Source organism: Halomonas tibetensis (assembly GCF_042643535.1).
In the GTDB taxonomy this organism is placed as follows: Bacteria; Pseudomonadota; Gammaproteobacteria; order Pseudomonadales; family Halomonadaceae; genus Halomonas; species Halomonas tibetensis.
Genome location: NZ_JBHRSQ010000006.1, coordinates 129,326 through 146,771 on the forward strand (window position 1 = coordinate 129,326; position 17,446 = coordinate 146,771).

At 65.1% G+C, this 17,446-nt stretch carries 19 protein-coding genes; 5 read left to right on the forward strand and 14 right to left on the reverse strand.

What is annotated here, in order from left to right; genetic code table 11:
- The first annotated feature begins 47 nt into the window (after window positions 1–47).
- Window positions 48–1,691, forward strand: coding sequence for a GAF domain-containing sensor histidine kinase (locus ACFODV_RS01605; RefSeq protein ID WP_379753616.1), 1,644 nt, complete (start codon window positions 48–50; stop codon window positions 1,689–1,691).
- 135 nt (window positions 1,692–1,826) lie between these two features.
- A complete protein-coding gene (locus ACFODV_RS01610) occupies window positions 1,827–2,762 on the forward strand; it encodes a YihY/virulence factor BrkB family protein (protein WP_379753619.1) in 936 nt (311 codons plus the stop codon).
- 14 nt (window positions 2,763–2,776) lie between these two features.
- Here ACFODV_RS01610 and ACFODV_RS01615 read toward each other — a convergent pair whose 3' ends face one another.
- Both ACFODV_RS01615 and ACFODV_RS01620 read right to left on the reverse strand, forming a co-directional pair.
- Entirely contained in the window at window positions 2,777–3,004 is a 228-nt protein-coding gene (locus ACFODV_RS01615; protein WP_379753622.1) for a lipopolysaccharide assembly protein LapA domain-containing protein, read from the reverse strand.
- A gap of 95 nt (window positions 3,005–3,099) precedes the next feature.
- A complete protein-coding gene (locus tag ACFODV_RS01620) occupies window positions 3,100–4,524 on the reverse strand; it encodes a phospholipase D-like domain-containing protein (protein WP_379753625.1) in 1,425 nt (474 codons plus the stop codon).
- Between the two features lie 344 nt (window positions 4,525–4,868).
- Between ACFODV_RS01620 and ACFODV_RS01625 the strand changes: the two genes are divergently transcribed.
- Window positions 4,869–6,287, forward strand: a complete 1,419-nt coding sequence (locus ACFODV_RS01625; protein WP_379753628.1) for a xanthine/uracil/vitamin C permease — start codon at window positions 4,869–4,871, stop codon at window positions 6,285–6,287.
- Between the two features lie 89 nt (window positions 6,288–6,376).
- On the opposite strand, the gene ACFODV_RS01630 is transcribed toward ACFODV_RS01625, so the two are convergent.
- The gene (locus ACFODV_RS01630; RefSeq protein WP_379753631.1) at window positions 6,377–7,135 is read right to left on the reverse strand and encodes a glycerophosphodiester phosphodiesterase family protein; all 759 of its coding nucleotides are present in this window, start codon (window positions 7,133–7,135) and stop codon (window positions 6,377–6,379) included.
- A gap of 165 nt (window positions 7,136–7,300) precedes the next feature.
- Between ACFODV_RS01630 and ACFODV_RS01635 the strand changes: the two genes are divergently transcribed.
- Window positions 7,301–7,843 (forward strand): hypothetical protein, encoded by a 543-nt coding sequence (locus ACFODV_RS01635; protein ID WP_379753634.1) that lies wholly within the window; start codon window positions 7,301–7,303, stop codon window positions 7,841–7,843.
- 114 nt (window positions 7,844–7,957) lie between these two features.
- Window positions 7,958–8,935 (forward strand): NADPH:quinone reductase, encoded by a 978-nt coding sequence (locus ACFODV_RS01640; protein WP_379753637.1) that lies wholly within the window; start codon window positions 7,958–7,960, stop codon window positions 8,933–8,935.
- Window positions 8,936–9,020: 85 nt separating this feature from the next.
- On the opposite strand, the gene ACFODV_RS01645 is transcribed toward ACFODV_RS01640, so the two are convergent.
- From ACFODV_RS01645 to urtC, 11 genes are all read right to left on the reverse strand, one after another.
- Window positions 9,021–9,248 (reverse strand): hypothetical protein, encoded by a 228-nt coding sequence (locus ACFODV_RS01645; protein ID WP_379753640.1) that lies wholly within the window; start codon window positions 9,246–9,248, stop codon window positions 9,021–9,023.
- A gap of 41 nt (window positions 9,249–9,289) precedes the next feature.
- Window positions 9,290–9,937 carry an urease accessory protein UreG gene (gene ureG / locus ACFODV_RS01650; RefSeq protein WP_379753643.1) on the reverse strand — a complete coding sequence of 216 codons (648 nt, stop codon included), beginning with the start codon at window positions 9,935–9,937 and terminating at the stop codon, window positions 9,290–9,292.
- A 24-nt stretch (window positions 9,938–9,961) separates the two neighbouring features.
- Window positions 9,962–10,684 carry an urease accessory protein UreF gene (locus tag ACFODV_RS01655; protein ID WP_379753646.1) on the reverse strand — a complete coding sequence of 241 codons (723 nt, stop codon included), beginning with the start codon at window positions 10,682–10,684 and terminating at the stop codon, window positions 9,962–9,964.
- Complete coding sequence (gene ureE, locus ACFODV_RS01660) at window positions 10,674–11,195, reverse strand: urease accessory protein UreE (RefSeq protein ID WP_379753650.1); 522 nt, start codon at window positions 11,193–11,195, stop codon at window positions 10,674–10,676. The genes ACFODV_RS01655 and ureE overlap by 11 nt, the downstream gene beginning before the upstream one ends.
- 8 nt (window positions 11,196–11,203) lie before the next feature.
- Window positions 11,204–12,919 (reverse strand): urease subunit alpha, encoded by a 1,716-nt coding sequence (gene ureC / locus ACFODV_RS01665; RefSeq protein WP_379753653.1) that lies wholly within the window; start codon window positions 12,917–12,919, stop codon window positions 11,204–11,206.
- Window positions 12,916–13,236 carry an urease subunit beta gene (locus tag ACFODV_RS01670; RefSeq protein WP_379754288.1) on the reverse strand — a complete coding sequence of 107 codons (321 nt, stop codon included), beginning with the start codon at window positions 13,234–13,236 and terminating at the stop codon, window positions 12,916–12,918. The genes ureC and ACFODV_RS01670 overlap by 4 nt, the downstream gene beginning before the upstream one ends.
- A 25-nt stretch (window positions 13,237–13,261) precedes the next feature.
- On the reverse strand, window positions 13,262–13,564 hold the full coding sequence (locus ACFODV_RS01675; RefSeq protein ID WP_290788392.1) for an urease subunit gamma: 303 nt from the start codon (window positions 13,562–13,564) through the stop codon (window positions 13,262–13,264).
- Window positions 13,565–13,589: 25 nt separating this feature from the next.
- Entirely contained in the window at window positions 13,590–14,483 is an 894-nt protein-coding gene (locus ACFODV_RS01680; protein WP_379753656.1) for an urease accessory protein UreD, read from the reverse strand.
- Window positions 14,484–14,764: 281 nt separating this feature from the next.
- Complete coding sequence (gene urtE, locus ACFODV_RS01685) at window positions 14,765–15,463, reverse strand: urea ABC transporter ATP-binding subunit UrtE (RefSeq protein WP_379753659.1); 699 nt, start codon at window positions 15,461–15,463, stop codon at window positions 14,765–14,767.
- Entirely contained in the window at window positions 15,463–16,302 is an 840-nt protein-coding gene (gene urtD, locus ACFODV_RS01690; protein ID WP_379753662.1) for an urea ABC transporter ATP-binding protein UrtD, read from the reverse strand. The genes urtE and urtD overlap by 1 nt, the downstream gene beginning before the upstream one ends.
- Window positions 16,299–17,444, reverse strand: coding sequence for an urea ABC transporter permease subunit UrtC (urtC, locus tag ACFODV_RS01695; RefSeq protein WP_379753665.1), 1,146 nt, complete (start codon window positions 17,442–17,444; stop codon window positions 16,299–16,301). The genes urtD and urtC overlap by 4 nt, the downstream gene beginning before the upstream one ends.
- Window positions 17,445–17,446: the final 2 nt, after the last annotated feature.

The following is a 17,446-nucleotide window of genomic DNA, read 5'->3' on the forward strand; positions in this document are numbered from 1 at the left end:
TATTTGACGTTGTTCAAACAGCTCAATTTCAACCCCCGATTGGGGAAATGCCTTCTCCTGCGATACAGTTGCGAACATGCCGCCGGCCCCGATGCAGGGTCAGTTCGATGAGCAGCCAATGGAATACTGTGATGCAGAAGCCCAGCCTGCCCGCCAATGAAGCCGCGCGACTTTCCAGTCTTGCCGATCATTACATCCTCGATACGCCAAGCGAGCCGGTGTTCGACAACATCACGACGCTGGCGGCGAAGATCTGCGACACGCCCTACGCTTTCATTGCACTGCTCGATTCCCGCCGTCAATGGTTCAAGTCTACCTTCGGAATGAACTTACAAGAGTCTGACCGTGAGGAGAGCTTCTGCGGCCACGCCATTCTCGGCGAGGACCTCATGGAAGTTCCCGACGCAAGCCAGGACCCGCGCTTTCACGACAATCCCTTTGTCGTCGGCGACTTCCATGGCCGTTTCTATGCCGGCAAGCCCATTCACAGCAAAGAAGGCCAAGCTCTTGGCACCCTCTGCGTGATGGATCGCAAACCGCGTCAGCTCGAACCGGAGCAGAAGGCAGCCATCGATGCCCTGGCTCAACTGGTTGAGACGCTGCTCAGTACGCGCCGCCAGCAGGCCAAGTTGGCCTGGTTAGGCTCAATACTCGACGCGATATCAGAAGAAGTGGCACTTTTGGACATGACCAGCCTGCGCTACGTCTATGCCAACGCCAGTGCCCTCGAGGAGCTTGATCTCGATATCGATACCTTGATGGAGTTGACGCCCGTCGATCTGATGCCCGAACTCGATCGAGAAGCCTTTGAGGCACTCCTCGACCCCCTTCGCCGGGGGGAAAAGGAGGTGATCATCAGCGAGCAGATGCGCCAGCGCAAGGGAGGCGGGTTGTACCCGGTGGAAATCCGGATCCAAATCATACAAACCGCCGTGCCGGTGTTCGCAAGCGTGGTGCGCGACATCAGCGAGCGCAAGGCTATCGAGCGTGCCCAGCGTGAGCTTATCTCCACGGTAAGTCATGAGCTGCGAACCCCCCTCGGCTCCATCGACGGCGCCCTTTCGGTGATCACCTCTGGCATGGCGGGGCCGGTTCCAGAGCCGGTGGCCGAGATGGCCAACCTGGCCCAGCGCAACAGCCAACGACTGGTGAGATTGGTGACGGAGTTTCTTGATCTCGAGAAGGCGGAACTGGGGAAGGTCGACTTCAGAATAAAGCCGCTTGATCTTGCCAGCGTTGTGAACGATGCCGTGTCTACTAACCAGGGCTTCGCCCACAAGCACGGAGTCGAGCTGCAGGCGGCTGAAATACCCCGGGCGACGATACTTGCCGACCCCGACCGCCTCCAACAGGTTCTGACCAATCTGCTGTCCAACGCGATCACGTTCTCACCCGCCGACGAAATTGTGACCCTCGAGGCCTGTCGACTCGAGGATAGCGATGACGGTGTAAAACGAGTAAGAATCAGCGTCATCGACCGAGGCCCCGGCATTCCCGAGGAGTTCAAGCCCTACCTCTTCGAGAAATTCAGTCAGGCGCAGAACAGCGACAAAAATAGGCCAGGAACCGGGCTCGGGCTCGCCTTGGTGAAAGCCTATATCGAGGGGATGCAAGGCCGAATCGACTTCGACTCTCAAGCGCAGAAGGGGACAACGTTTCATATCGACCTGCCAATACCGGGCGCAGAATAAGTTAGCCCCTCCTAAGTTAGCCCCTGCTAAGTTAGCCCCTGCGAGGCGACGAGCCTCGACGGTAACCCACGACGCGTTGACGCAACTCGACGCGTCGGGCGTATGATGCAAGGACGCCCATGGACGGCCAGGCCGATGACCTCTTCCACTCCACCGCGCTCCTCGCGTCACCTCGCCGTCACCCTGCTACCGCTGGTGTGCCGCTTCCTGTGGCGGGTCATTACCGCCTTCCTGCGTAACCGGGGCATCCTGCTAGCAGGCGGGGTGGGCTATAACATCCTGCTTTCCATTGTGCCGCTGTTTGCGCTTCTGGTGGTGCTGCTGGCCCGGGTGGTGGACGAGACGCACCTGCTGGGGGTGCTGAGCATCCAGGCCCAGCACCTGGCCCCGGCCCACGCCGAGGTGCTGCTGGAGGCGGTGCGCGCCCTGCTCGACACCCGCGAGGTCATCGGCATCCTCGGCTTTCCGGTGCTGCTGCTGTTCAGCTCCTTCGCCTTCCGCATGCTGGAAGACGCCCTGGCGCTGATCTTCCACGCCCCGGACATACACCAGGCGGGGCGCAGCGCCTGGGTCTCGGTGCTGTTGCCCTATGCCTTCATGGTGGTGCTGGGAGCGGGGCTGATGGCACTGACCCTGCTGGTGACCCTGGCCAGCTCCCTCAACGACCTTTGGCTGGCGCTGTTCGACCGGGAACTGCCGATGGCCGGGCTTTCCGAGCCGGTACTCAACCTGGCCAGCTTCCTCGGCGTCTTCCTGCTGTTCAGCGCCATCTACAAGGTGCTGCCGGTGGTGCGAGTCGCGCTGCGCCGGGCGGTCATCGGCGGCCTGGTCGCCGCGCTGCTGTGGGAGGGAGTGCGACTGATACTGGTTTACTACTTTGCCAACATCTCCTTCGTCAATGCCGTCTATGGGTCGCTGGCCACCTTGATCGTAATGCTGCTGAGCCTGGAGGTGGGCGCCATCATCCTGCTGCTCGGTGCCCAGGTGATCGCCGAGCTGGAGCACAATGCTCGCCAGGGGCTACCGTGGTACATCGACCCCCGCCGTCAGGCGATAACTCGCTTGAAGTGATGACGTTGAAACGCTCAGCGCCTGGTGGTTCTGGCGTCGTCTCGGCCCAGCCTGCGAATCAGACCCATCAGCCCCTTGCCGCTGACCATCCCCAGCAGGTAGATCACTATCAGCAGCAGCGCCAGGGGCAACGAAAGACTCCAGGTCAGAAAGCGGACCTCCACCATAGCGATGTTCTGCACGATAAGAATCAGCACCAGCGCCGTGATGATCAGCTTCACGGCCAGTAGCAGCTTGTCCATGCCCAGTCTCCCCCTCGAATTTGCCCTTCCAAGCTGGCCGGCCACCCGGCGACTGTCAAGCAGTAAGCGACTGGAAGATTGAGTGCCAGCACTCGTCAGAAAGTAGAGAGCCCGCTGGCCTCCATGATCCTATATCGCAGCCGCTGCCAGGTCGTTGTGTCGTCATAGGCCTCGAAAGGCATGCTGGTGATGCGTTCTGGTGAGCTGTGCCAGCGCCGCTCGAAAAAGGCCCCGGCCTGGCCCAGGGCCGACGAATCAGCCCTGCCCAACAGCCGGATACTGGTCTCCAGGTTGAGGTTGTCGAGGTTGCGCCGGGTGAAGTTGGCCGAGCCGAGAATCATCTCCGCGTCACCCCCGTCCACGGGCCGACGCAGCAGCAGCTTGGTGTGGCACTGCTCGCCTCGAGTGGCACACCAGCGCACCGCGATACCGGACTCGACAAGTTCGCGTCCCACCGGCCGATTGGGAATGCCCCCCTTCTCAAGGCCAAAGGCATCGCGATTGAGATCCAGCAGCGCGCGCACTTCAACGCCACGGGCGCTGGCCGCCTTGAGCGCCTCGATGACACCGCGGTGAGAGAGGTAGAAGACCGCCAGGTCGAGGCGGTCGCCCTCCCCGCTGGCCTTGATGGCCGCCAGCAGGGCGTCGCGGATCGCCCCCTCGGTCAGCAGCTGCAGCCGCGCGCCATCGTCGTTCGACAAAGCCGGCAATGGCCCTGGGCTCGGCAGGCCGACGCCTGACCAGGCCGCTATCGTGCGCTCGGAGGCCAGCAGGTCCAGGGCCGCGGCACCCTCGAAGCGCAGGGCGACGTTGCCGTGGAGGCTACTGGCATCATGGGGATTGGCCGAGGTGACAAGCCCCGCCCAGCCCTCCCCCCGATCTACCACCAGGGTCTTGCGATGGTTGGCATTGAAATTGAGCAGCGCCAGGTAGCTGCGCAGGGTAACCCGCCCGGGGCCCAGGGCATTGGGCAGCCACCCGGCCTGAGCGCTGTTGCCAAGCCAGCGCGGCCCCAGGTGCCATAGCCCCGACCATAGGGGGTTGGACGCGCGCAACCGATTAAGATCTGTCAGCACCACGATAATGCCGGCGCGGCGCAGGGCCTCTAGGTGGTCGAGCTCGAGCCCGCCATAGAAGGTATTGAGCGGATCGCTGATCACCACCGCCTCAAGCCCGGGATGGCGTCGTTTCTGCTCGATCAGGGCGTCGGTGAGTTCCGCCGTGAGGGGCCGAAACTCACCCGCCTCGCTGCCGCCGGCAAAATCGTTGAACAGGAACATGTCCAGCACCACCAGGCGGCGGGCATCGCCGATCAGCGCCAGCATCTCGTCGAAGATGGCCTGGTCGAGATGCCGCCCTCCCTGCGCATCGAACCAGGATTCATCCGCCAGGAACCCGACCTCCTCGACCGGGCGCTCCGGCCAGGCCTGTCCAAGATCCTCCGGGAGCGGCTTGTTGCGCTGCCAGACGCCCATGGCGATCCACGCCACCAGCACCGCCGTCACGATCCATGGCCACATGCGTCGCCTCCTCGTTTTCTCCACGATCTACCCCTTGTCCTGTCACGGCGCCTCGGCCCATTGGACCAAAGTTTACGTTTACGTAAGGTGGCGATAAAACACATGTCATGTCGACAACGATATCGACATATGACGGTTTTTTAGCGTCAATAGCCCGTCTTTTCGTGATTTTTCGGCATGCTCGCTCCGCAATTGTCGACACTCGGTGCAGCCCCGAGATGGAGCACCTCGTTACAAGGTCGAATGTTCCCTTGGGGTCGCCCCAAGTACAAACCTCACAGCCAAGAACAACAACAGCCAACGAGGAATGCCCATGAACAACCAGAACCGCTGAGGTTAACGACGTGCTACTCAAACGTAAGTATGGTGAGGAACAACCCTACTGGCCGGTGGGGCCCTTCAAGGTCCGCCTTCCCTTCATCCACTTCCCCTGGGCCATCCCGGAGACCATCCAGGCCCTGGTGATGTTCGTCATCTCCCTGGGCATGATTCCGCTCCTGGAGCAGTATCTCGGCATTCCCTACGAAGTGGCGCTGGCCTTCGTGGTGGTTTGCGGCATCGGCTTTATTCTGCCGCCGCTACTGGGAATTCCCTTTATCGCCGGTTGGATCACCCCGGCTATCCCCGTGGTGCTGCTGTTCATTGGCCAGTATGAACCCGGCCCTGATGCCCTCAAGGCGATGATCGCCCTGCAGCTGATGGTCTCCGCCATCTTTCTTTTCATGGCCGTCACGCGCCTGGGTACCAAGCTGGTCGACAACGTCCCCGACTCCATCAAGGCAGGGATTCTGTTGGGCGCCGGCATCGCCGCCATCAGCGGCGAAATCAGCGTGGGTGGCCGACTCTACAATACCCCGATTTCTCTGGGCATCGGCGGCCTGATCACTCTCTATGTGTTGTTCTCGCTCTCCTTCCGCGATCTGGCCGAGAAATACCGCTGGGCGCGCAATATCGTGGCCTATGGCATGGTGCCAGGTATGCTGATCACCATGGCCATCGGCTGGGGCGTGGGCGAGTACCCGCTACCAACGGTGGAGTGGGGCATCGCCATTCCGGACTTCGGCGGTCTCTGGGCCTATTTGCCCTTCTCGATCGGCGCGCCCGGCCCCGAACTGATGATCGCCGCGATTCCCACCGCCATCATCGCCTATATCATTGCCTTCGGTGACATCATCGTCGGCCAGACCCTGATCAAGCGCGTCGACCACCTGCGACCCGACGAGAAGATCGAGGTCGACGTCGACCGCGTGCACCTGATCACCGGGCTGCGCAACCTGATGCACTCTCTGCTGGCCCCCTACCCCGGCCTTGCCGGCCCGCTGTTTACCGGCGCCATGGCCACCGTCACCGAGCGCTACCGCTATGGCCGTAAGGCCATGGAAAGCATCTACTCCGGCACCGCTGTGTTCTGGATCGTCGGCTTCTTCGCGCTGTTTATGCTGCCGCTGGTCACCGCCTTCCGTCCGGTGCTACCCATCGCCCTCTCCATCACTTTGCTGATCACCGGCTATCTGTGTATCGCCGTGGCCGTGGAACAGATCAAGAACGCCACCGCCATGGGCGTAGCAGGCATCATGGGTGTCGTCCTGGCGACCCACGGGGCTGCCTGGGGCCTGGGCATCGGCCTTATTCTCTACTTCCTGATCGAGCACCGCGCGCGCAGCGCACGCGAAGCCGAGGACGAGGAGCCCATCCACGTCGAGGACGACATGGTGGTTGAACAAGATGACGGCCGCGACGAGGTCACCCAGGCCACTCGCTGAGACAGCGCCTGATCTCAGGCGACATGCCAGCAGCCAGCAAACGGGCCGCCCCTTGGGGCGGCCCGACTGCATTGACGCGCGTCGAGGACTCAGCCGTCGTGGGGAAGATGGCCCTCAAAGCAGGAGGGGTCGTCGCTGATCACGCTGGACACGCCCCAGTCCCACTGGTGGGCGAAGGCTGCCGGATCGTTGGCGGTGTAGCAAAGCAGCGGATAGCCCGCCTCACTGACCGCCAAGGCACCGCGACGACTAAGGCGCTTCCAGTCGGCGTGTACGCTATAGATCTCCAGCGCCTCGCAGCGCTGCCGCCAGTCGTCGGGAATCCCCTCGAACAGCGCGCCCAGGGCCAGCCGCGCGGCGGGGGCCAGGTCCCGGGCACAGGACAGCGCCTCGGCGTTGAAGGAGGAGACAATCAGTCGCTCGGAGGACAGCCTATCCAGCGCCGCGGGTATCGCTTCTTCCACCAGAGCCGCGGCACTGCGACCGCGGTTCACCTTGAGCTCCAGGTTCAGTCCGAGCCCCAGGGCATCGATCAGTCCGAGCATTTCAGAAAGCGTGGCGATGCGCTCGCCGCGAAACTCATCGCCGAACCAGCCGCCCACGTCCAACCGGCGGGCACGGGGCAGATCCAGATCCTTGAGCCTTGCGCGACCATCCGAGCAGCGCTTGACGGTGGCGTCATGCCAGATCACCGGCGTACCGTCGCCGAGCAGCTGTACGTCCAGCTCGACCCAGTGGCAGTCGGCCGCATGGGCGGCGCGTACCGCAGAGAGGGTATTTTCGGGGGCTCTGGCCGACAGTCCCCGATGGGCGATCAGGCGTGGCAGGGTAATGGCGGGATGGGACATGCAGTGGACTCGGCTCCGTTAAGATGAAGAATGACAGCGTCGGCGCCCTTCATGACAGCGAATGGTCGATAGCATAGCGGCCGCGTGGCGCCACGCCCAGCGTCTTGCCCGCAGCCGGAGTGTGCTAGGCTTCGCGCGATCACGTCATGCGAACGGGGAGAAGCAATGAAGGTGGTGAGTTTCGAGGCCGGTGCCAGGCGCGATGCCTGTCTGGCAAGACTGTGCGCGGCGGTTCATGGCACCCAGGCGGGGCTCGCTCCGCTGGTCGACTTCAGCGGCACCCGTCACCTGCTGTTTCCCGCCGAGGCCGCTCGCCTCTGGGCCCTGCTTGATGACAGGGGCCACCCCCTGGCGCTGGCACTGCTGGTCATGGATGAAAGCGGCGAAGGGATGGCCCTCAGGCTCGCCGCCTCCCTCGAGGAGAGCCGAGAGCCCCTGCGGCGGCTGATCCGCGACCTGGCCCTCAACGCGCCCCTCTGCGCAACGCCGACCGAGACCCTCGACGAGGCGTTCCTGCATGAGTGTGGGCTCACCCGCTGGATCGAGGACGGCCAGGGACAGCGGGTCGGTCTTGCCTTCCAGCACCCGGCCGCGCTGGCGACACCGCTGACCTTCGACGATCAGGCCGTGCTGCGCCGTTTCAAGCACGAACGCACCTTCTTCGAGGCGGAGAAGCGCGCCTTCGTCGAGGGGCTCGACACAGTCTGAGCCCGCCGCCGGCGATACCGGCTTGACCGGACGGGCAATCGGCGTTTGGATGTTTCCCGTATGCCGACTGTCACTCATCCCGTACAGCTTTCATTAAAACAAGGACTTATCGACATGGCCAAGCGTATCCAGTTTGCCCACACCGGCGGCTCCGAGGTGCTCGAACTCGTCGAGGCCTCCCCCGGCGAGCCGGGCCCGGGCGACGTGCGGGTCGCCAACCGCGCCATCGGCCTCAACTTCATCGACATCTATTTTCGCACCGGACTCTATCCGGCGCCGTCTCTGCCCTCCGGCCTCGGCACCGAAGGCGCGGGCGTCGTCGACGCCGTGGGCGAAGGGGTCACCCACCTCTCGCCTGGCGACCGCGTGGCCTATGCCCAGGGCCCCCTGGGCGCCTACGCCGAGCTTCACACCCTGCCCGCCGAAAAGCTGGTGGCGCTGCCCGAGTCCATCGACTTCGAGACCGCCGCGGCCAGCATGCTCAAGGGCCTGACCGTGCAGTATCTGATGCGCCAGACCTTCGCGCTCAAGGGGGGCGAGACGATCCTCTGGCACGCCGCCGCCGGCGGCGTGGGCTCCATCGCCTGCCAGTGGGCCAGGGCCCTGGGCGTGAAGCTGATCGGCACCGTGAGTTCCCCCGAAAAGGCGGCGCTGGCCGAGAAGAACGGTGCCTGGGCCACCATCGACTATACGAAGGAGGACGTGGTGGCCCGGGTGCGCGAGCTGACCGATGGCGCCATGTGTGACGTGGTCTATGACTCGGTGGGCAAGGACACCTGGGAGACCTCGCTGGACTGCCTCAAGCCGCGTTCGCTGATGGTCAGCTTCGGCAACGCCTCCGGGGCCGTGGAGGGCGTCAATATCGGCATCCTCAACCAGAAGGGCTCGTTGTTCGTCACCCGTCCCAGCCTCAACGGCTATGCCGATACCCCCGAGCGGCTGCAGGGCATGGCCGACGAGCTCTTCGCCATGCTGGAGAGCGGCAAGCTCAAGGTCGAAGTCTCGCACCGCTATCCCCTCAGCGAGGCCGGCAAGGCCCAGGACGCCCTGCAGGGTCGCCAGACTACCGGCTCCACCATCCTGCTGCCCTGAGACAGCGACCGACTCGATAGACGCAGATCGCCCGGCCACTGGCCGGGCGATCTGCGTTGGGGCCAGGCCCTGGACCAGCCGACGCTCAGTGCTGCCGCTGCAGCCGGCGTTGTCGAAGCGCCCGCCGAGCCAGCGGCACCAGCGCCGCCAGGCCAAGCACCGAGATGGCAAGCACCACCAGCAGCAGCGGATTGCCGGTGTAGGCATGCACCGTGGGAGCGTCATGGCCGGGATGGGCGTGGGCCACTCCGGCCAGCAGCAAGGTTGCGGTGGTCAGAGCGATACGCGCCGTGAGAGTAGAGGGGTGCATCATGGTAGCGTCCTCCTAACGGACAGGGTCAATGATCAAGGGCATCAGGCGGTGACGGCAGCGGTGAGGCGCTCAGGCGGCCGGCGCTCCGGGAGCATGCCGCGGTCGAGAATGAACTGGATGATCGTCTCGAGCCCCACGCCGTCGTAGAGGTTGGTGAAGACGAATGGGCGCTCCCCGCGCATCATCTTCGAGTCGCGCTCCATCACCGCAAGCGAGGCGTGCACCTGCTCGGCGATATCGATCTTGTTGATGATCAGCAGGTCCGATTTAGTGATCCCCGGCCCGCCCTTGCGCGGAATCTTGTCGCCGGCGGAGACGTCGATCACGTAGAGGGTCAGGTCCGAGAGTTCGGGGCTGAAGGTGGCCGAGAGGTTGTCGCCGCCGGACTCGACCAGAACCAGTTCCAGTCCCGGGTGGCGTTCCTGAAGCTCATCGATGGCCGCCAGGTTCATGGAGGCGTCCTCCCGGATGGCGGTGTGGGGGCAACCGCCGGTCTCCACGCCGAGGATGCGATCCGCGGCCAGCGCCTCGTGTTTGAGCAGGAAGTCGGCATCCTCGCGGGTGTAGATGTCATTGGTGACCACGGCGATATCGTAGTGGTCACGCAGGGCCAGGCAGAGCTGCTTGAGCAGGGCCGTCTTGCCGGAGCCCACCGGGCCACCGACGCCTATCCGCAGGCAATGGGTCATGGTCTTTCCTCCTGGTTTTACGCACTAACTTCGAAATAGCCGCGAATACTGTGTCTCATGCAGGGCGCTCCCCAACGCCAGACCGGGCAGCACCGGGCCGAGGTCGTCGTCATGCATCCCAAGCGCCTCGTCCACCGCAGAGACCAGCGCCGGACGCAGCCGCTCCACCAGCCGCTGGGCGGCGGTATGCCCCAGCGGCAGGGCCTTGCAGGCGACGGCCAGCTGGTTCTCCAGCCAGGCCCAGGCGAAGCCGAGCAGCGCCTGGCGCACCGGCACCCCGCGGACATGGGCCGTCCAGGCGAAAACCGTGACGTAGCCGGCTCCCGTCGGCAGAGCCGACGCCCCACGCGCCGTGCTGGCAGGCAGCAGCTCAAGGCTGCCCAGCAGGCGAGTGAGCGACGCCCCGAGACGGGCGTCCTCGGCGGCGAGCTCGGCGGTCTCGCGGTTGGCGGCAAGCCACTGGTCCCACTCGGCCACCGCCTCGACGTCGCCCGCCGCCCAGGCCGACTGAAGGCGCGCAAGCGCCGGCAGCTCGCAGCGCATCAGGCCATCGTCGAGCACCCCTTCGAGCCAGTCGCCGAGGCTCGCCTCGTCCGCGACCCAGCCAAGCTCGAAGGCACTCTCCAGCCCCTGGGAGAAGGCGAAGGCGCCGATGGGAAGCGCGGGGCTGACCAACTGCAGCAGCCCCAGCAGCGCCAGGTCGTCGCCCTGCCCCGCCGCCGTCGTCATGGCGGCCTCAGTGGGCATGGGGGTGGCCTGGGTCATGATCGTGATGGTGAGCCTCGTGGCCGTGGTCACGGGGGTGCGAATGGCCGCCCGCCTGCTGGTAGGCACCGGGCTCGGGGTCGAAGGTGGCCTCATGGTGCTCAAGCACCGCCCCGAGCCGTTCGGCAAGCGCTTCCAGTACATGGTCGGGCGGAAAGCGCACGAAACCGCCCCGCGCATCTTCCCCCAGCGCCAGCTGCACATGGCGGTTGCCCAGATGGTAGGCGAGCCGCGCCAGGGGCAAACCGGACGCAACGCGTGCGGTGACCACCGGCTCGACCGCGGCACGAATGTGCACTACCTCACCCCCCTCGGCGCGCAGCCCCTCGCCGTCACGCAGCACGGGGCCGCGATCCAGGAACAGGCCCAGCTCACGCCCGCTGTCGCTCACCGCCTTGAGGCGTCCCAGCACGCGCCGCTCATAGGGTAGTGTCAGGCTATCGCTGGCCCGTTCCGCGGCGATGACTCCCAGACGTTCTGTCAGTGTCAGCATATCGGCTCCTAGAAGAGGTGGTAGCGCTGAGCCAGAGGCAGCTCGGTGGCGGGCTCGCAGGTCAACAGCTCGCCGTCGCAGTGCACCTCGTAGGTCTGCGGGTCCACGGTGAGTTCGGGGCAGGCGTCGTTGAGCTTCATATCGCCCTTGCGCACGCCGCGCACATCGCGGCACGCGGAGAGCTCGCTATTGAGCCCCAGCCGCTCTTTGATGCCGGCGTCCAGCGCCGCCTGGCAGACGAAGGTCAGGCGCGTCTGGCTAGCGGCGCGCCCCAGGGCACCGAACATGGTGCGGTAGTGCACCGGCTGGGGCGTAGGGATCGAGGCGTTGGGGTCGCCCATGGGGGCGGCAGCGATCATTCCACCCTTGATGATCATGGCGGGCTTGGTGCCGAAGAAGGCCGGCTTCCAGAGCACCAGATCGGCCAGTTTGCCCACCTCCACGGAGCCCACCTCGTGGCTGATCCCGTGGGTGATCGCCTGGTTGATGGTGTACTTGGCGATGTAGCGCTTGGCCCGAAAGTTGTCGGCGCCAAGCGCCTCGTCTTCGGGCAGCAGGCCGCGCTGGACCTTCATCTTATGGGCGGTCTGCCAGGTCCGGCAGATCGACTCGCCGACCCGGCCCATGGCCTGGGAGTCGGACGCGATCATCGAGATCACCCCCAGGTCGTGGAGGATATCCTCGGCGGCGATGGTCTCGCGCCGGATGCGAGAATCGGCGAAGGCCACGTCCTCAGGAATGTTCGGGTCGAGGTGGTGACACACCATCAGCATGTCCAGGTGCTCATCGATGGTGTTGACCGTGTAGGGCCGCGTCGGATTGGTGGAGGACGGCAGCACATAGGGCTTCGAGCAGGCGGTGATAATGTCCGGTGCGTGGCCGCCCCCGGCCCCTTCGGTGTGGTAGGTGTGAATCCCGCGCTCCTTGAAGGCCGCCAGGGTGTCTTCCACAAAGCCCGACTCGTTCAGGGTGTCGGTGTGAATGGCAATCTGGACGTCATAACGCTCGGCGACGGCGAGGCAGTTGTCGATGGCCGCCGGCGTGGTGCCCCAGTCCTCGTGGAGCTTGAGGCCCATGGCGCCGGCCTCGAGCTGGGCCTCGAGTGCCTCGGGCAGGCTGGCATTGCCCTTGCCCAGAAAGCCAATGTTCATCGGCAGATCGTCCACCGCCTGGAGCATCTTGCCAAGGTGCCACTCCCCCGGGGTGCAGGTGGTGGCATTGGTGCCGGTCGCCGGTCCGGTGCCGCCGCCCAGCATGGTGGTGATGCCGCTCATCAGCGCCTCTTCCACCAGCTGGGGGCAGACGAAGTGGATGTGGGCGTCCAGGCCGCCGGCGGTCAGGATCTTGCCCTCGCCGGCGATGATCTCGGTGCCGGGGCCGATGACGATCGTCACGTCGGGCTGGGTGTCGGGATTGCCCGCCTTGCCGATAGCAGCGATGCGACCCTGCTGGAGACCCACGTCGGCCTTGACGATGCCCCACCAGTCGAGGATCAGGGCGTTGGTGATCACCGTGTCCATCACCGTGGCATCGTGGCGCTGGCTCTGGCCCATGCCGTCGCGGATCACCTTGCCGCCGCCGAACTTCACCTCCTCGCCATAGTGGGTGGCATCGCGCTCCACCTCGATCCACAGATCGGTGTCGCCGAGGCGAACCCGATCGCCCACCGTGGGGCCGTACATGTCGGCATAGGCCTGGCGGCTGATGGTATTGGGAGAGCTCATGACTGTCCTCCTTCAAGCTGCCCCATGACCTCACCGCGAAAGCCGTAGACATGGCGCCGACCGGCGTAGGGGATCAGCGTCACCTCGCGGGTCTGGCCCGGCTCGAAGCGGATCGCCGTGCCGGCGGCCACATCGAGACGATGGCCACGGGCCTTGACGCGATCGAAGGTGAGCGCCGGGTTGGCCTCGGCGAAGTGGTAGTGGGAGCCAATCTGGATCGGACGGTCGCCGGTGTTGGCAACCTCGACGGTGATCCGCTCACGCCCTTCGCAGAGCGCGATCTCGCCGTCCATCAACTGGTACTCACCTGGAATCATCGGACCGGACATCATCGCGGGCTCCTTAGACAATGGGGGTGTGGACGGTGACCAGCTTGGTGCCGTCAGGGAAGGTGGCCTCGACCTGCACCTCGTCGACCATCTCTGCCACCCCCTCCATGACGTCGTCGCGGGAGAGGATCTCGCGGCCGGCGCTCATCAGATCGGCCACCGTGCGTCCATCGCGAGCGCCCTCCAGGATCTCGAAGCTGATCAGCGCCACGGCCTCGGGGTAGTTGAGCTTCAACCCTCGGGCGCGGCGACGTTCGGCCAGTTGGGCCGCCATGAAGAGCAGCAGCTTGTCCTTGTCGCGGGGGGTCAGTTCCATGTCGGGTCTCCGTGGAAGATGGGTATCAGGTTCGCCAGATGCGCGGCGCGTGGGCCTCGAGGTCCAGCAGCCTGGGACGCAGGACCCGCCAGGCGTCCTCGCACAGCCCCCAGGCCTCGCGACACTCCTGGCCCAGGTAACGCACCAGCAGCACACCGTGACGCACGGTGACCGCCCAGCGGGTCGAGGCGCCTAGCGCCACGCGCAGTGCCTCGACGGCCTCAGGTTCATCGGGCAGGCCCACCGCCCAGAGCGTGGCCTGAACGGTGGCGCCGCCCTGCCCCCAGCGCCCAAGGAAGCGGGGATGAGATGGATCCAGGGGCTGACGCTCGATCCATAGCGGTTTGCCGTCGCGAGTGAGCCGGAAGCGCTGGTCGATGCGACCCGACACATAGGGCAGCTCGCTGGCGGGACGACCCAATGCCAACACCTCCCAGCCCAGGCATCGGGCACTGCCGGCAAGCGCCAGGGTGGTGGCCTGCTCGCCCCGGGCCCCGTTGAAGGCGATGGTCTCCTGGGGGAGCCACTCGAGACTGGCGCCCTCCTCCACGCGCAGGCGAACCTGCTGATGCGCGGCGACGCCTTGGCTGTCGGCCCGATAGAGCTTGCTGGCGGCCGGCGTGGTCAAGAGGGCATGAGCCCCGGCTTCCACTCCGACATCGATACTCAGGGCGTCGCCGCTGACCAGCCCACCCGGGGGGTGCAGGAGATAGACATGACAGGCGCCCATGGCCCCTTCCGGATAGAAGGGACGCTGCACCCGCAGCGGCCCGCGATGTCGCGCGCGAACCAGGCGGGTCACGTTCTGGCGGGAGGCGAAGCCCAGATTCAGGGAAGCCTCCCAGCGGCGTGCGGCATCGAAGCGATGGCCGGAGTCCGTCGGCGGTGTGGCATCCCGGCATGTCTCGAAAGCGGTCATGGGCGGCTCGTGATCCAGCGTATCTGCACAGTTATGAGCAAGCGGCGTACCAGAAGAGGGAAAAGGATATTTTCTTAATGTTATTCAGAAGCTTGTACTTTCTCTCGAGCACAGTTCGCATTCCCAGTGCCTTATTGAGGTGCGCCAATGCGAGGGGTAAATGCACCCCTTGGGGGCGTAGAGACGGGCAGGCTAGCTATAAAGGTGCAAGGTGCGTCGGCTCGCCGATCAAGACGCCTGGCAACCTGCTGCCCGGCGCTGGGTGTTCCGGGCTCCAGGGCCTATACCGTCAGATGCGCCTTGATCAGCGCATCGGTCAGCTCGCCGATCGGCCCCAGGGCCACCGGCCGCCCGCGATCCATGATCACGAAGCGGTCGGCGAACTTGCGGGCAAAGGGGAGCTTCTGCTCCACCAGCAGAACGGTCAGGCCGTCCTCCTTGATCAGCCGGCGGATCACCTCGCCGATCAGGGTGACGATATTGGGCTGGATGCCCTCCCCCGGCTCGTCCAGGATCAGCAGACGCGGCTCGATCACCAGCGCCCGGCCGATGGCCAGCTGCTGCTGCTGGCCGCCGGAGAGGTCACCGCCACGGCGGTGCTTCATCTCCTCGAGCACTGGGAAGAGCTCGAAGATGCGGGAGGGAATGGTGCGGCGGCCGTCGCTGCGTGCGGCGAGGCCGGTGCGCAGGTTCTCCTCCACGGTGAGCAGCGGAAAGATCTGCCGACCCTGGGGCACATAGCCGATGCCCAAACGCGAGCGCTCCTCCACGCGCTTGCGGGTCAGCTCCACGTCATCGGCGTAGCGAATGCTGCCGTCGGAGACAGCCACCTCGCCCATGATTGCCTTCATCAAGGTGGTCTTGCCCACCCCATTGCGCCCCATCACGCAGGTGCACTCGCCCCGTGGTACCCCGAGGTCGAGATCCCACAGGGTGTGGCTCTCGCCGTAGTACTGGTTGAGCTTGTCGATGGTCAGCATTACGCCTCCTCGCCAGGACCTTCCGAACCCAAGTAGACTTCGATCACCTTCGGGTCATTGGACACCTGGTCCATACTCCCCTCGGCCAGCACGCTGCCCTGGTGCAGCACCGTCACCTGGCGTGCAATGGAGCGAACGAAGCCCATGTCATGCTCGACGACGACAACGGACTGTTTCCCCGCCAGCCCCGTCAGGAGCTCTGCGGTACGCTCCATCTCCTGCTCGGTCATGCCGGCCACCGGCTCGTCCACCAGCAGCAGCCGGGGCCGCTGCATCAGCAGCATGCCGATCTCCAGCCACTGCTTCTGGCCGTGTGAGAGTATCCCGGCCGGACGGCCATGCAGCTCAACCAGGCCAATGGTGCCGAGCACCTCCTCGATGCGATCGCGGATCTCGCCGCTCATGCGCGCTGTCAACGTGGGCAGGATGCGCTTGTCGGCGGCCATGGCCAGTTCCAGGTTCTCGAACACCGAGAGTGCTTCGAACACCGTGGGCTTCTGGAACTTGCGGCCGATGCCCAGGCTGGCGATCTCAGGCTCGTTCATGGCCAGCAGGTCGTGGCGGCTGCCGAACCACACCGAGCCGCAGTCGGGGCGGGTCTTGCCGGTGATGATATCCATCATGGTGGTCTTGCCGGCGCCGTTGGGACCGATGATGCAGCGCAACTCGCCGTCGTCGACGGTCAGGTTCAAATTGTTGATGGCCTTGAAGCCATCGAAGCTCACCGTGACGTCCTCCAGATAGAGGATGGGGCCGTGGCGCACGTCCACCGGCGAGATGGCGGGCACCAGGAAGTCGAAGACGCGATCGCGGTCGGCGAAGGATCTCAGCAGGCTCATGGAGTTACCTCCCTGCCCGTCGCGCCATCGTCATCCGGCCGTCGGCGACGCTTCAGACGATAGGCGAGCAGGCCGGCGACGCCCCTGGGCAAAAATACCGTGACCAGCACGAAGAGCCCGCCAAGGGCGAACAGCCAGGCGTCGGGCATCACTCCGGTGAACACCGTCTTAGCGTAGTTGACGAGTATCGCCCCGATCACGGCGCCGTAGAGGGTCGCACGCCCCCCCAGCGCGACCCACAGCACGATCTCGATGGAGAACAGCGGCGAGAACTCGCTGGGGTTGATGATCCCGACCTGGGGCACGTAGAGGGCGCCGGCCAGGCCCGCCAGCATGGCCGAGACCACGAAGACGAACAGTTGGAACCGCTCGACTCGGTAACCGAGAAAGCGGGTGCGGGCTTCGGCATCGCGGGTGGCGATGCAGACCCGGCCGAGCTTGCTGCCGACGATCGCCCGGCACAGCAGGTAGCCCAGGGCCAGCGCCACGCCGGTGGCCAGGAAGAGCCCGAGGCGGGTCTCGTTGCTGCGCAAATTGAAGCCGAGGATGTCGCGGAAGTCGGTCAGCCCGTTGTTGCCGCCGAAGCCCATCTCGTTGCGGAAGAAGGCCAGCATCAACGCAAACGTCAGCGCCTGGGTGATGATCGACAGGTAGACCCCGGTGACCCGGGAGCGGAAGGCCAGGAAGCCGAATACCAGCGCCAGAGCCCCCGGCGCCAGCAGCACCATCAGGAAGGCGAACCAGGCCATGTCGAAGCCGGCCCAGTACCAGGGCAGGCTATCCCAGCTGAGGAACACCATGAAGTCCGGCAGCTCCGGGTGGCCATAGACCCCGCGGTCGCCGATCCGGCGCATCAGGTACATGCCCATGGCGTAGCCGCCCAGGGCGAAGAAGGCACCGTGGCCCAGGCTCAGGATGCCCAGGTAGCCCCACACCAGGTCCACCGCCACGGCGAGCAGCGCATAGCTCAGGTACTTGCCGAACAGGTTGACGGTATAGGCGTTGACGTGCAGCGCATGGCCCTGGGGCACTACCACGTGAAGCAGGGTCACCAGGGTCATGGCGGCCAGCAGCACGGCCAGGAACAGCTGTGTCGAGCGCTCCGCGAAGGGGCGCGTCAGCCAGAATCTCGAAGCCAGCATGG

Bases quoted from the DNA above. Each gene is read 5' to 3' on its own strand.
- ACFODV_RS01605 (WP_379753616.1), top strand. From the start codon at position 48: ATGCCTTCTCCTGCGATACAGTTGCGAACATGCCGCCGGCCCCGATGC.
- ACFODV_RS01610 (WP_379753619.1), top strand. From the start codon at position 1,827: ATGACCTCTTCCACTCCACCGCGCTCCTCGCGTCACCTCGCCGTCACC.
- ACFODV_RS01615 (WP_379753622.1), bottom strand. From the start codon at position 3,004: ATGGACAAGCTGCTACTGGCCGTGAAGCTGATCATCACGGCGCTGGTG.
- ACFODV_RS01620 (WP_379753625.1), bottom strand. From the start codon at position 4,524: ATGTGGCCATGGATCGTGACGGCGGTGCTGGTGGCGTGGATCGCCATG.
- ACFODV_RS01630 (WP_379753631.1), bottom strand. From the start codon at position 7,135: ATGTCCCATCCCGCCATTACCCTGCCACGCCTGATCGCCCATCGGGGA.
- ACFODV_RS01635 (WP_379753634.1), top strand. From the start codon at position 7,301: ATGAAGGTGGTGAGTTTCGAGGCCGGTGCCAGGCGCGATGCCTGTCTG.
- ACFODV_RS01640 (WP_379753637.1), top strand. From the start codon at position 7,958: ATGGCCAAGCGTATCCAGTTTGCCCACACCGGCGGCTCCGAGGTGCTC.
- ACFODV_RS01645 (WP_379753640.1), bottom strand. From the start codon at position 9,248: ATGATGCACCCCTCTACTCTCACGGCGCGTATCGCTCTGACCACCGCA.
- ureG (WP_379753643.1), bottom strand. From the start codon at position 9,937: ATGACCCATTGCCTGCGGATAGGCGTCGGTGGCCCGGTGGGCTCCGGC.
- ACFODV_RS01655 (WP_379753646.1), bottom strand. From the start codon at position 10,684: ATGCCCACTGAGGCCGCCATGACGACGGCGGCGGGGCAGGGCGACGAC.
- ureE (WP_379753650.1), bottom strand. From the start codon at position 11,195: ATGCTGACACTGACAGAACGTCTGGGAGTCATCGCCGCGGAACGGGCC.
- ureC (WP_379753653.1), bottom strand. From the start codon at position 12,919: ATGAGCTCTCCCAATACCATCAGCCGCCAGGCCTATGCCGACATGTAC.
- ACFODV_RS01670 (WP_379754288.1), bottom strand. From the start codon at position 13,236: ATGATTCCAGGTGAGTACCAGTTGATGGACGGCGAGATCGCGCTCTGC.
- ACFODV_RS01675 (WP_290788392.1), bottom strand. From the start codon at position 13,564: ATGGAACTGACCCCCCGCGACAAGGACAAGCTGCTGCTCTTCATGGCG.
- ACFODV_RS01680 (WP_379753656.1), bottom strand. From the start codon at position 14,483: ATGACCGCTTTCGAGACATGCCGGGATGCCACACCGCCGACGGACTCC.
- urtE (WP_379753659.1), bottom strand. From the start codon at position 15,463: ATGCTGACCATCGACAAGCTCAACCAGTACTACGGCGAGAGCCACACC.
- urtD (WP_379753662.1), bottom strand. From the start codon at position 16,302: ATGAGCCTGCTGAGATCCTTCGCCGACCGCGATCGCGTCTTCGACTTC.
- urtC (WP_379753665.1), bottom strand. From the start codon at position 17,444: ATGCTGGCTTCGAGATTCTGGCTGACGCGCCCCTTCGCGGAGCGCTCG.